Source organism: Mesorhizobium silamurunense (assembly GCF_014843825.1).
Taxonomy (GTDB): domain Bacteria; phylum Pseudomonadota; class Alphaproteobacteria; order Rhizobiales; family Rhizobiaceae; genus Mesorhizobium; species Mesorhizobium silamurunense.
The window spans coordinates 26001-38313 of sequence record NZ_JHQR01000043.1; the positions used below are offsets into that span (position 1 = coordinate 26001).

12 protein-coding genes are annotated in these 12313 nt (G+C 62.8%); 6 read left to right on the forward strand and 6 right to left on the reverse strand.

Annotated features, from left to right (window positions below; genetic code table 11):
• Positions 1-111: 111 nt before the first annotated feature.
• Entirely contained in the window at positions 112-1425 is a 1314-nt protein-coding gene (gene mnmE, locus DH10_RS04235; protein WP_192384256.1) for a tRNA uridine-5-carboxymethylaminomethyl(34) synthesis GTPase MnmE, read from the reverse strand.
• Between the two features lie 111 nt (positions 1426-1536).
• Here mnmE and DH10_RS04240 point away from each other — a divergent pair, with 111 nt between their 5' ends.
• A complete protein-coding gene (locus DH10_RS04240) occupies positions 1537-3618 on the forward strand; it encodes a DUF255 domain-containing protein (protein WP_192384258.1) in 2082 nt (693 codons plus the stop codon).
• A gap of 92 nt (positions 3619-3710) precedes the next feature.
• Here the strand turns inward: DH10_RS04240 and rho are convergent, their stop codons facing one another.
• The 3 genes from rho to hemE all read right to left on the reverse strand — a co-directional run bounded on the left by rho (position 3711) and on the right by hemE (position 6704).
• Entirely contained in the window at positions 3711-4976 is a 1266-nt protein-coding gene (gene rho / locus DH10_RS04245; protein ID WP_192255280.1) for a transcription termination factor Rho, read from the reverse strand.
• A 166-nt stretch (positions 4977-5142) separates the two neighbouring features.
• Positions 5143-5679: a protoporphyrinogen oxidase HemJ gene (gene hemJ, locus DH10_RS04250; RefSeq protein WP_192255278.1), complete on the reverse strand. Its 537-nt coding sequence runs from the start codon at positions 5677-5679 to the stop codon at positions 5143-5145.
• On the reverse strand, positions 5676-6704 hold the full coding sequence (gene hemE, locus DH10_RS04255) for a uroporphyrinogen decarboxylase (protein ID WP_192255276.1): 1029 nt from the start codon (positions 6702-6704) through the stop codon (positions 5676-5678). Before hemE ends, hemJ begins: the two co-directional genes overlap by 4 nt.
• Positions 6705-7201: 497 nt before the next feature.
• Here hemE and DH10_RS04260 point away from each other — a divergent pair, with 497 nt between their 5' ends.
• From DH10_RS04260 to dnaQ, 5 genes are all read left to right on the forward strand, one after another.
• Positions 7202-8023: a pyruvate, water dikinase regulatory protein gene (locus tag DH10_RS04260; protein WP_127427036.1), complete on the forward strand. Its 822-nt coding sequence runs from the start codon at positions 7202-7204 to the stop codon at positions 8021-8023.
• A gap of 41 nt (positions 8024-8064) precedes the next feature.
• Positions 8065-8664, forward strand: a complete 600-nt coding sequence (locus DH10_RS04265) for a Maf-like protein (protein ID WP_192255274.1) — start codon at positions 8065-8067, stop codon at positions 8662-8664.
• Positions 8657-9490 carry a shikimate dehydrogenase gene (locus DH10_RS04270; protein WP_192255272.1) on the forward strand — a complete coding sequence of 278 codons (834 nt, stop codon included), beginning with the start codon at positions 8657-8659 and terminating at the stop codon, positions 9488-9490. The genes DH10_RS04265 and DH10_RS04270 overlap by 8 nt, the downstream gene beginning before the upstream one ends.
• A 28-nt stretch (positions 9491-9518) precedes the next feature.
• Positions 9519-10124: a dephospho-CoA kinase gene (gene coaE / locus DH10_RS04275; RefSeq protein WP_192255413.1), complete on the forward strand. Its 606-nt coding sequence runs from the start codon at positions 9519-9521 to the stop codon at positions 10122-10124.
• Between the two features lie 75 nt (positions 10125-10199).
• On the forward strand, positions 10200-10904 hold the full coding sequence (gene dnaQ, locus DH10_RS04280) for a DNA polymerase III subunit epsilon (RefSeq protein ID WP_192255270.1): 705 nt from the start codon (positions 10200-10202) through the stop codon (positions 10902-10904).
• 102 nt (positions 10905-11006) lie between these two features.
• Here the strand turns inward: dnaQ and secB are convergent, their stop codons facing one another.
• Positions 11007-11507 (reverse strand): protein-export chaperone SecB, encoded by a 501-nt coding sequence (gene secB / locus DH10_RS04285; protein ID WP_059189571.1) that lies wholly within the window; start codon positions 11505-11507, stop codon positions 11007-11009.
• 296 nt (positions 11508-11803) lie between these two features.
• Positions 11804-12214 (reverse strand): RidA family protein, encoded by a 411-nt coding sequence (locus tag DH10_RS04290; protein WP_192255268.1) that lies wholly within the window; start codon positions 12212-12214, stop codon positions 11804-11806.
• Positions 12215-12313: the final 99 nt, after the last annotated feature.

Here is a 12313-nt window from a genome sequence, read left to right on the forward strand (position 1 = left end):
CTGTCAAGGACGAAGGCCGGACTCGTTTCACGTGAAACACATGTCCGACACATCGCGCCGGTGTTTCACGTGAATCAGCCATGCCGTGTCCTGTTCCGTGTTTCACGTGAATCACTTACCGATGCAGAACTGCGAAAAGATGACGTCGAGCATGTCCTCGACATCGACCGCGCCGACGATCCGCCCGAGCCGATCGGTTGCCAGCCGCAGTTCCTCCGCGCGCAACTCCTGTCTCGATCCCGAAGCGGCTGCGATGAGAAAATCCTTCGATTCCTTCAGCAACTCGACATGGCGCAGCCTGGACGGCAGGACATCGCCGGCGTCTCCGATGGCAGCAGCCGCGCGCCGCGCAATTTCATCCAGAAGGCCGGAAAGCCCGGAACCGTCCCTGGAGGAAATGACCATGTCATAGATCCCTTTGCGCGCGCCCTCGATATCGGCCTTCGTGCCGATCTTCAGCAACGGAACGCCTGTCGGAACCTCGCCCACGGGCTGCGGATCGATCATGTCCTCGAGCAGCAGGACAAGGTCGGCGCCGCCCGCCTTGGCGCGCGCCCGTTCGATGCCGATCGTCTCCACCTTGCCGGCGGATTCTCGCAAGCCTGCCGTATCCACGATCCGCACCCGCATCCCGTTGAGATCCAGGACCACCTCAAGCAGGTCGCGCGTGGTGCCCGGCTCGTCGGTGACGATCGCCGCCTCACGCCGGGCGAGCGCGTTGAACAGGCTGGATTTTCCGGCATTCGGCGCGCCGAGGATGACGACCTCAAAACCGTCGCGGATGATCTCGGCGGCCTTGAAACCCTGGATGTGCCGTTCGATCTCCGCGATCATCGCCGCTACGTCGGCCCAAACCGCGTCGGACACGGAGCCCGGCACGTCCTCTTCATCGGCGAAGTCGATCTCGGCCTCGATCATGGCCCGCGCATGGATCAGCCGCCGGCGCCATCCCGAATAGAGCGCGCTTTGCGCCCCTTCGGCATTGCGCACGGCGAAGCGGCGCTGGGCTTCAGTCTCGGCATTGACGAGGTCAGCCAATGCTTCCGTCTCGACCAGATCGAGTTTCCCGTTAAGGAAAGCGCGCCGGGTGAATTCGCCGGGCTCGGCATGTCTGACACCTTCGAAGCCGGTGATCGTTTCCAGCATTTTCGCAGCGACGGCGCGGCTGCCGTGGACATGGAACTCGGCAACGTCCTCGCCGGTGAAGCTGCCGGGCCTCGGAAAGAACAGGACAAGGCCTTGATCGATGACCGAGCCGTCGAGCGCCTTCAGCTTGCGCAACGTGGTAAACCGATCCTTAACCGTGCCGCCGGCGATCGTTTCGACCACGAATCGAGTCTTCGGGCCGGAAATACGGATCACGGCAATGCCGGCGGGCAGCCGGCCGCTCGACAGCGCCACGATCGAATCCTTCGAAGTTACCATTTGCCCGACCCGCCGAACCACCCTAGGTATCTTCTTTCAGGTGCCGTTCCGCACGGAAGCCGCAGCTTTCGCGGAATTGCATTGCTCATCAACCAAGCCGAGCCGCCCATCGTGACCTTGCCCGCGCGAAACCTGCTTGCCGAAGAGGCGAGCCCCTATCTGCAGCAGCACAGCGACAATCCCGTGCACTGGCGGGGCTGGTCGCCGGACGCCCTTGCCGAAGCCAAGGAACTCGGACGGCCGATCCTGCTCTCCATCGGCTATGCCGCCTGCCACTGGTGCCATGTCATGGCGCATGAAAGCTTCGAGAACGACGCCGCTGCCGCCGTCATGAACCGGCTCTTCGTCAATATCAAGGTCGATCGCGAGGAGCGCCCGGACATCGACCAGATCTATATGGCGGCGCTGCATGCCATGGGCGAGCAGGGCGGCTGGCCGCTAACCATGTTCCTCACGCCCGACGGCAAGCCTTTCTGGGGCGGCACCTATTTTCCACGCGAGGCGCGCTATGGCCGGCCGGGCTTCGTCCAGGTGCTGGAAGCGGTCGACAAGGCCTGGCGCGAAAAGCAGCAAAGCCTCGCCGAAAGCGCGGACGGTCTGACGGCCCATGTCGAGCAACGGCTGGCCGGTGCGCAAGGCAAGGCGGTGCTCGACCGCGACACGCTTACCGATCTCAGCAACCGTATCGACAGCATGATTGATCGCGACCTCGGCGGCTTGCGCGGCGCGCCGAAATTCCCCAACGCGCCCTTCATGCATAGTCTCTGGCTGTCCTGGCTGCGCGACGGCCAGACCGCGCATCGCGACGCAGTGCTGCTCAGTCTGGAAAAGATGCTTGCCGGCGGCATCTATGACCACGTCGGCGGCGGCCTCAGCCGCTATTCGACCGACGCCGAATGGCTTGTGCCGCATTTCGAGAAGATGCTTTACGACAACGCCCAGCTCATCCGCATGTGCAACTGGGCCTATGCCGCTACCGGCAACGACTTGTTCCGGATACGAATCGAAGAGACCGTCGCCTGGCTGCTGCGCGAGATGCGAGTCGATGGTGACGCCTTCGCCGCCAGCCTCGATGCCGACAGCGACGGCGAGGAGGGGCTCTTCTACACTTGGAGCAAGGACGAGGTCGAAGCCGCGCTCGACGGCGATTCGGCCGCGTTCTTCCGATATTTCGAGCTGGCCGCCCCGCATGGCTGGGAAGGCAAGCCGATCATCCGCCAGAGCGAACCACAGCAGCGCCAAGGCGTCGCCGACTACGCCGAGCTTGCGCCGCTGAAAGCGAAACTGCTGACAGTGCGTGAAAAGCGGGTCAGGCCGGGCCGCGACGGCAAGGCACTCACCGATTGGAACGGCCTGACGATCGCAGCACTGGCGGAAGCCGGACGCGCTCTCGCCCAGCCTGATTGGATCGAGGCAGCGGCCAAAGCCTTTGCCCATATCGTCGATGCCAGCCGGGATGGCCGCCTGCCGCATTCGATGCTGGGTGAGAAAAAACTCTTTCCGGCGTTGTCGAACGACTATGCCGCCATGACCAATGCCGCGATCGCGCTGTTCGAGGCGACCGGAGATGTGGCCTACTCGGGCCGCGCCCGACGGTTCATCGCCGAGCTCGACCGCTGGCATCAGGACAGCGAAAAATCCGGCTATTATCTGACGGCATCCGACAGCGCCGACGTGCTGATCCGCATCCGCGGTGACGTCGACGAGGCGATCCCTTCGGCCACCAGCCAGATCGTCGAAGCGTTGGTGCGGCTCGCTTCGCTCACCGGCGATCCCGAGTTTTGGGAAAAGGCCTGGACGACCGCCGAGCATGCCATGGGTCGCGCCGCGCAACAGGCCTACAGCCAAGCCGGCATCGTCAACGCCTGCGCGCTGGCGCTCGAACCGCTGAAGCTCGTCATTATAGATAGGCCAGAGTCTCCCGGTCTCGTTCCGGCCGCGAATCGATATCCCGATCCGCGCCGGGTCGACATTGTCGTGCCGATCGGTACGGAAGCGAATCAACCGCTTCTACCGGGTGGCGTGCTGCCGCCGACGGACAAGCCGGGCGCCTGGTTCTGCAGCGGGCAAGTGTGCCTGCCGGCGGTTACGGAGCCAGGTGAGTTGGAGAAGCTGTTGCGGCGGGGGGAGAGCACCCACCCCCCCCGTTGTGGGAAGGATCGGCTTACGATTGCAGCAAAGCGAAGATCGTAAGCCGGGGTGGGGTCGGGGCGAAAGAGTCCATGAACCCCCACTCCGCTCCGCGTCGCGGATCGACCCTCCCCACAAGGGCGAGGATAGGCCAATCACGTATTCATCGAATCGAAGAAGTCGGCGTTGGTCTTGGTTTGCTTGAGCTTGTCGATGAGGAACTCGATCGCGTCGGTCGTTCCCATCGGCGCGAGAATCCGGCGCAGCACGAAGATCTTCTGCAGGTCCGCGCGTGGCACCAAAAGGTCTTCCTTGCGGGTACCGGATTTGAGGATGTCCATCGCCGGGTAGATGCGCTTGTCGGCCACCTTGCGATCGAGCTGGATTTCACAGTTGCCGGTGCCCTTGAACTCTTCGAAGATGACTTCGTCCATGCGGCTGCCGGTGTCGATCAGCGCAGTGGCGATGATGGTGAGCGAGCCGCCTTCCTCGATATTACGGGCGGCGCCGAAGAAGCGCTTCGGGCGCTGCAGCGCATTGGCGTCGACACCGCCGGTCAGCACCTTGCCGGATGACGGCACCACGGTGTTGTAGGCGCGGCCGAGGCGCGTGATCGAATCGAGCAGGATGACGACATCGCGGCCATGTTCGACCAGGCGCTTGGCTTTCTCGATCACCATTTCGGCGACCTGCACATGGCGCGCCGCCGGCTCGTCGAAGGTCGAGGAGATCACCTCGCCCTTCACCGAGCGCTGCATGTCGGTCACTTCCTCCGGGCGCTCGTCGATCAGAAGCACGATCAGGTAGCATTCCGGATGGTTGGCGGTGATCGAGTGGGCGATGTTCTGCATGAGAACCGTCTTGCCGGTACGCGGCTGCGCGTTGATCAACGCGCGCTGTCCCTTCCCGATCGGCGCGACCAGGTCGATCACGCGGGGTGAGATGTCCTTGCTGGTCGGATTGTCGACCTCCATCTTCAGCCGCGATGTCGGGTAGAGCGGCGTCAGATTGTCGAAGTGGATCTTGTGCCGGATCTTCTCCGGGTCGTCGAAATTGATGGTATTGACCTTGAGCAGCGCGAAGTAACGCTCGCCCTCTTTCGGGCTGCGGATCGGTCCCTCGACCGTATCGCCGGTCTTGAGCGAAAAACGCCTGATTTGCGACGGCGAGATATAGATGTCGTCGGGACCTGGCAGGTAATTGGCGTTGGCCGAGCGCAGGAAGCCGAAACCGTCCTGCAGTACCTCGACCACGCCTTCGCCGATGATCTCGACGTCCTGGGTGGCGAGTTTCTTCAGGATCGCGAACATCAGCTCCTGCTTCCGCATGACGCTGGCGTTCTCCACCTCGAGCGATTCGGCATAAGCGATCAGCTCCGGCGGCTTTTTGTTCTTGAACTCTGCGAGTTTCATTTCTTGCATTAGATGGACTCTGGGTAGGCTTTGGGGAGAAAAAATCGGCTGGATACGACAAATGCCGGGCGCGGCCGAAAGCGAGAAAGGGGCGGCGCATGACGGGAAGGAAGACCCGTCTTTTATCGTCGGTCGCCTGAAAGAGCAAGCCGCCTTTTGCGGGGTCGTTCGAGCCTCAGAACGGCTTCACGACGACCAGGATGACGATGACGATCATGAGCAATGTGGGGATCTCGTTGACGATCCGCCAGTGCCTGGCAGGCTTTTCGTTCTTGTCCTCGGCAAATTTCCGCACCGCGCCGGCGAGATAGCCGTGAAGCCCCGAAAGCAGAAGCACCGCCGCGATCTTGGCGTGCAGCCAACCGCCCTGAAAGTCGAAACCCTTCCAGGCCAGCCAAAGCCCGAACACCCAGGTGACGATCATCGCCGGATTGATGATCCCCCTCAGCAGCCGGCGCTCCATCACCTTGAAGGTCTCGGATTGCACGGAGCCTTTCTCGGCATCGACGTGGTAGACGAAGAGCCGCGGCAGATAGAGCATGCCGGCCATCCAGGAGATGACGGCAACGACGTGGATTGCCTTCGCCCATGGATAGAAACTGTCGGGCGCCACGAAATAGAGCAGCGCCGTCAACACGACGAGAACGACGATGCCGATCACCATGCGCTTCATCGCCTGGCCGGCGCTGTTCTCGTTGGTCGTGTCGGTCATCGGTGACTCCTCACCATTTTCACCATGGCCTCGACATGCGCCACCGGCGTTTCCGGCGTGATGCCATGGCCAAGATTGAAGATCAGCGGCCCATCGCCCAGCATGCGAAGGATGGCATCGACGCCGTCGGCCAGCGCCTTGCCACCGGCGACCAGGCGAAGCGGATCGAGATTGCCCTGCACCGCGCCTTCGCCCTGCAGTTCCTTCGCCATCGACAGCGGCACGGTCCAGTCGAGGCCAAGACCGGTGATCCCCGTCTTTTCCCTGTAATCGCGATAGCGCTCGCCGGCGCCCTTCGGAAACCCGATCACCGGGATATCCGGGTGCGCCGCCTTCACCTGCCGCACGATCTCGGCAACGGGCTCGACGCAAAACGCCTCAAAGGACGGTTCATCGAGAACGCCCGACCAGGAGTCGAAAATCTGCACCACATCGGCGCCGGCCTCGATCTGACGGATGAGATAGGCGGCCGAGTGGTCGGCCAGTATCTTCAGAAGCCGTGCGAAGGCCTCCGGTTCGCGATAGGCGAAGAGCCGCGCCGGTCCCTGATCCGGCGTGCCGTGGCCGGCGATCATATAGGTCGCGACCGTCCAGGGCGCGCCGCAAAAGCCGATGAGGGTCGTCTGATCGGGCAGCTTTGCGCGCAGCCGTCGGACGGTCTCATAGACCGGTTCGAGATTCACGTGAAACGTTTCGCTGTTGAGCGCTGAAATCTCGGCCGCCGCAATCGGCTTCAGGATCGGCCCATGTCCCTCTTCGAAGCGGACTTCCCGGCCCAGCGCATTGGGCACGACGAGAATGTCGGAGAACAGGATCGAGGCATCGAAGCCGAAGCGCTCGATCGGCTGCAGCGTCACTTCGACGGCAAGGTCGGGATCGTAGCAGAGGTCGAGAAAGGATCCGGCCCGCTTCCGGGTCTCGCGGTATTCCGGGAGATAGCGGCCTGCCTGACGCATCATCCAGAGCGGCGGCGGCGAAACCGCATTGCCCTTGAGGACGTCCAGCATGATCCGTTTCCCAGCCATCCAGTGCTCGCCCTCTCTCTACAGCGCCGCGCGTCCTAAGACGCGCAAAGGACGCTGTAGCACTTTATCTGACGCATGATCCTTTCCGAGCCTTCGGTTCGGGGTCATGCGCCAGGTCTCTTAAATCAAATATCTATTTTAAAAGAGTCTTCTGATTCTAAGAGTCTGTTGGTTGTGGTGGTTGCGACCTGTCCCGTCTGTCGCTCGAAAAGGCCAGTCAGCATATTGTCGCGCGGCGTCATTCGCAAATTGGAGGGATCTGGGGAAGAACCGGATTCAGCGATTAGAGTCAGCGGCTTGGCATCCTTGTTCCGAATTCCGCGCTGTGGACGACGCGGCCCAAGAAAAGTTGATCCCCGGTTTTGTCCCCAGCGTCCCGACAAAGCCTACAGCTGGGCGAATTGTGGACAAGGTACCATCTGATACAGTCGCCTTCGACGTCGCGATCTTTCTGTCCAACCTTGTCCACATCTGCCCACAGCCCGGAACCGACCCTTGTGAACAAACCCCAGAGCTTCTTCCATCTGCATCTGATTTCCGACGCCACCGGCGAGACCCTGCTGGCGGCCGGCCGCGCGGCGTCCGCGCAGTACAAGGATGCGCGCGCCATCGAGCACATCTATCCGCTGATCCGCACGGAAAAGCAGGTCGCCAAGGTCTTCGAGGATATCGAGGAGGAACCGGGCATCATTCTCTATACGGTGGTCGACCAGAAGCTGGCGCGCAGCATCGACGAGCGCTGCGCCGCCATGGGTCTGCCTTGCGTTTCGGTGCTGGAGCCGGTGCTTGCCGTCTTCCAGTCCTATCTCGGCACGCCGGCCGGCCGCCGCGTCGGCGCCCAGCATGTGCTCGACGCCGAGTATTTCCGCCGCATCGATGCGCTCAACTTTACCATGGAGCATGACGACGGCCAGCTGCCGGCCAATATGGACGACGCCGATATCGTGCTCATCGGCATTTCGCGCACCTCGAAGACGCCGACCAGCATCTATCTCGCCAACCGCGGCATCAAGACCGCCAACATCCCGATCGTGCTCGGCGTGCCGCTGCCCGAAAGCCTAATCGCCGCCAAGACGCCGCTGATCGTCGGCCTCGTCGCCACGGCCGAACGCATATCGCACGTCAGGCAAAACCGCATCCTCGGCAACACCAGCGCCTATGTGCCGACCGACTATATCGACCGCGCCGCGATCAACGAGGAGCTCGCCTATGCGCGCCAGCTCTGCACCAGGCATGGCTGGCCGATGATCGATGTCAGCCGGCGTTCGATCGAGGAAACGGCGGCGGCCATCGTTGCCCTGCGGGGCAAGAACAGGTAACCCATGCCCCGGTAAATCGGGACGCGATGGCGTGACAGAATATGGCCGAGACAATCATCCTCGCTTCGGGCAGCCCGTTCCGCAAGGCGATGCTCGTCAATGCCGGGCTCGACATCGAGGCGGTGCCGGCGGAAGTCGACGAGCGCGCACTCGAGGCGCCCCTGCAGGATAGCGGCGTATCTCCCGAAGACGTCGCTTCCATCCTCGCCGAGGCCAAGGCGACCGAAGTCAGCGAGCGCAGGCCGGGCGCATTGGTGCTCGGCTGCGACCAGACGCTGTCGCTGGGCGACGAAATCTTCCACAAGCCGGCCGAAATGGAAGGCGCGCGGAGGCATCTCCTGGCTTTGTCGGGTAAAACCCATCAGCTGAACAGCGCCGCCGTGCTCTGCCGCGATGGCGAGGTGCTGTGGCGTCATGTCGGGGTCGCCGGCCTGACCATGCGCAAGCTCGACCCGGCCTTCATCGGCCGGCACCTGGCGCGGGTCGGCGCCAAGGCGCTGTCCAGTGTCGGCGCCTATCAGATCGAGGGCGAAGGCATCCAGCTCTTCGAGAAAATCGAGGGCGACTATTTTACGATCGTCGGCCTGCCGCTGTTGCCGCTGCTCAAGGAACTGCGCGCGCTGGGAGCGATCGATGGTTGAGAAAAAGGCCTTCGTCACCGGCCATCCGATCGCGCATTCGCGCTCGCCAAGGATCCACGGCTACTGGCTGGCGAAATACGGCATCGACGGCAGCTACCGGGCGATCGACGTTCGGCCGGAGGATTTCGCGGCGTTCCTGAAATCGCTGGGCGAGAACGGCTACCGCGGCGGCAACGTCACCATCCCGCACAAGGAAGCCGCCTTCGCCCTGGTCGAGCGCCGCGACGAGGCGGCCGAGGCGATCGGCGCGGTCAACACGCTCTGGCTGGAAGAAGGCAGGTTGTGGGGCGGCAACACCGACGGACTCGGCTTTGCCGGCAATCTCGATGACCATGCACCGGGCTGGGCGGCAAACGGCCCGGCTGTGGTGCTGGGTGCGGGCGGTGCGTCCCGCGCGGTCATCCACGCGCTGAAGGACCGTGGCGTTAGCGACATCCGCATCGTCAACCGCACCCTGGCGAGGGCCGAGGAACTCGCCGATCGGTTCGGGGCCGGAGTGTCCGCGCATGGCGCCGGCGCGGTCGGCGAATTGCTTGCCGATGCCGGCCTGCTCATCAACACCACCGCGCTCGGCATGCATGGCAACGAGGGCCTCGTTGCCGATCCGGCGGGTCTGCCCGGCCACGCCATCGTCACCGACATCGTCTATGTGCCGCTGGAAACGCCGCTGCTAGCAGCCGCCAGGGCGCGTGGCCTGAAGACGGTCGATGGGCTGGGCATGCTGCTGCACCAGGCGGTGCCCGGCTTCGAGCGCTGGTTCGGCAAAAGGCCGGAGGTCACGCCGGAATTGCGGCGCATGATCGTTGCCGATATCCAAGCCCATTGATGGAAGTCCATTGATGATAGGCAAAGCCATGATCGTGCTCGGCCTCACCGGATCGATCGGCATGGGCAAGTCGACCACGGCGAAGATGTTCACTGATGCCGGCGTGCCGGTGCATGATTCGGACGAAACCGTGCATCGTCTCTATGCCGGCAAGGCGGCACCTCTGGTCGAAGCGGCCTTTCCCGGCACGACAAAAGCAGGCGCGGTCGATCGCGCCAGGCTGGCCGAGAAAGTGCTGGGCGATCCCGCCGCGCTGAAGACACTGGAAGCGATCATCCATCCGCTGGTGCGCGCCGACGCCGATGCGTTTTTGGCCAGGCACCGTGCCGCCGGCGCGCCGATCGCCGTGCTCGACATCCCGCTGCTGTTCGAGACCGGCGGCCGTGACCGCGTCGACAAGGTGGTCGTCGTCACCGCGCCGGCGGAGGTCCAGCGCAGCCGCGTGCTGGAGCGGCCCGGCATGAGCGAGAAGAAATTCGCCGCTATCCTGGCCAAGCAGGTGCCAGACGAGGAAAAGCGCCGTCAGGCGGATTTCATCGTCGACACCGGCAAGGGTTTTGATACCGCGCGTGCGGCGGTCGAGGCGATCATTGCCGAACTCTCAGGGGAAAAGTCCGGCAAAGCCGGCTCCTGACGGCAGGCCGTCAGCATTGCCCATTGCCATTTTGTTCCGGTGTAGGATTCTGCTTCCTGGAGTGGATTGATTCGAATGCGTGAGATCATCTTCGATACGGAAACCACCGGCCTCGATTTGCGCGACGACCGCATCATCGAGCTCGGCGGCGTCGAGCTGGTCAACCGCTTTCCGACAGGGCGAACCTTCCACAAATTCATCAATCCGCAGGGCCGCGCGATTCACGCCGAGGCGCAGGCCGTGCACGGCATCAGCGCCGCCGACCTGATCGGCAAGCCGACCTTCGCCGAAATCGTCGAGGAGTGGCTGGCCTTCACCGACGGCGCCAAGCTGATCGCCCACAACGCCACCTTCGATATCGGCTTCCTCAACCTCGAATTCAGCCGGCTCGACCATCCGGCCATCGATCCCGGCCGCATCGTCGACACGCTGGCGCTCGCGCGCCGCAAGCATCCGATGGGCCCGAACTCGCTGGACGCGCTTTGCCGCCGCTACGGCATCGACAACACCCGCCGCACCAAGCACGGCGCGTTGCTCGACTCCGAATTGCTTGCCGAGGTCTATATCGAGCTCATCGGCGGCAAGCAGGCAGCCCTTATCCTCGATGCCGTGGCGGTGCAGGTGAATGGCGCCGGCGAGGTGGCCGACATCGACATCTCGATCGGCGCAAGGCCGATCGCCCTGCCGCCGCGCCTCACCGAGGCCGATCGTGCGGCGCATGCCGGCCTTGTCGGCACGCTGGGCGAAAAGGCGCTGTGGCTGAAGGTGGCTGTGGGTTGAGCGGACAACCGGGCAAGTAGCGATCCTTCGCTGTCCCGCCAACCTCTCCAACAAAAAGCCCGGCGCGAGGCCGGGCTTTCGTAACTTCCTAAGGGGTCTTTCTCAGCTCACCTGGACCTTGGAGGCCGCCTGATCCTCGGCGATGCGCTGCTGGAACATCTGCGCGAAATCGATCGGGTCGAGCATCAGCGGCGGGAAGCCGCCGTTGCGGGTCGCGTCGGCGATGATCTGGCGGGCGAAGGGGAAGAGCAGCCGTGGGCATTCGATGAACAGGATCGGCAGCATGTGCTCCTGCGGGAAGCCGCTGATGGCGAAGACGCCGCCATAGACCAATTCGACGTTGAACAGCACTTCCTGGTCGAAGGAGGCCTTGGCGTTCAAGGTCAGGTTGACGTCAAACTGCTTGTCCGAAAGCGGATTGGCGTTGACGTTGACATTGATGGCGATGCCCGGAGCCTTGTCGCGGCCACGCAGAGAGTTCGGCGCGCCGGGGCTTTCGAAGGACAGGTCCTTCACATACTGGGCGAGCACGTTGAGCGAGGGCTGTGCCTGGTTGCCGTTGCCGTTGGCGGCGCCTGCCGCGGCATCATCATTGCTGGCCATGAGCCTTAGTCCTTTTGCCTGGGCAGCATTGCTGACCGGATTGAAATCGGGGGTTCGCTATCATGGTCGGCAGGACAAGACAAGTTTTGCCGCCTTCACGCATGTCGCCCAAAAGTGCGTAGCGGTTTTGGGATAACGACATGCGTCAGCCAAAAAGGATGTCGCCCAAAAGTGCGCAGCGGTTTTGGGACACGACAGGGGTCAGGCAAAATCTGCGTGCCGCCCAAAAGTGCGCAGCGGCCCGGGTCGACTGCAGCTTCGGACCTAGTATAGACGCGGGCCGCATTGTGGCGACGCTATCTTCCGACGGCCTCGTCAATGACCGCTATCGCGTCGACCTCTATGAGGTAGCCTGGGGACATTATCGCTACCCCGACCACCACATTCGCTGGTTTGTGATCTCCAAACAGGGAAATCTGCGCTTCTTCGATGATCGGAACGTGTTCATCGCGCTTATAATCGACAATGTAGATTGTGATCTTGCAAACTTGCTCAGGCCGTGCACCTGCCGCACTGAGCGCTCGGCCGAGATTGCCGAATGCCAGGCGCGCTTGCGCCGCAAAATCACCATGCCCAACGAGCTTGCCGTGTATGTCTTCGGGCTGCTGACCTGAGACGAATACCAGCTTGGATCCCTTCGCGACGACAACCTGTGTGTACATCTCTGGAATTGGCAGATCATCTGGGTTGATGAGTTCGAGCGACATAAAACGATCTCCTACTTCATTCGACCGAAATCGACATTGGCGATCACCGCGTCGCTGGCACACAGGACGATGGCTAGGGTCAGGACCCATTAATTTGTT

Bases quoted from the DNA above. Each gene is read 5' to 3' on its own strand.
- mnmE (WP_192384256.1), bottom strand. From the start codon at position 1,425: ATGGTAACTTCGAAGGATTCGATCGTGGCGCTGTCGAGCGGCCGGCTG.
- rho (WP_192255280.1), bottom strand. From the start codon at position 4,976: ATGCAAGAAATGAAACTCGCAGAGTTCAAGAACAAAAAGCCGCCGGAG.
- hemJ (WP_192255278.1), bottom strand. From the start codon at position 5,679: ATGACCGACACGACCAACGAGAACAGCGCCGGCCAGGCGATGAAGCGC.
- hemE (WP_192255276.1), bottom strand. From the start codon at position 6,704: ATGGCTGGGAAACGGATCATGCTGGACGTCCTCAAGGGCAATGCGGTT.
- DH10_RS04265 (WP_192255274.1), top strand. From the start codon at position 8,065: ATGGCCGAGACAATCATCCTCGCTTCGGGCAGCCCGTTCCGCAAGGCG.
- DH10_RS04270 (WP_192255272.1), top strand. From the start codon at position 8,657: ATGGTTGAGAAAAAGGCCTTCGTCACCGGCCATCCGATCGCGCATTCG.
- coaE (WP_192255413.1), top strand. From the start codon at position 9,519: ATGATCGTGCTCGGCCTCACCGGATCGATCGGCATGGGCAAGTCGACC.
- dnaQ (WP_192255270.1), top strand. From the start codon at position 10,200: ATGCGTGAGATCATCTTCGATACGGAAACCACCGGCCTCGATTTGCGC.
- secB (WP_059189571.1), bottom strand. From the start codon at position 11,507: ATGGCCAGCAATGATGATGCCGCGGCAGGCGCCGCCAACGGCAACGGC.
- DH10_RS04290 (WP_192255268.1), bottom strand. From the start codon at position 12,214: ATGTCGCTCGAACTCATCAACCCAGATGATCTGCCAATTCCAGAGATG.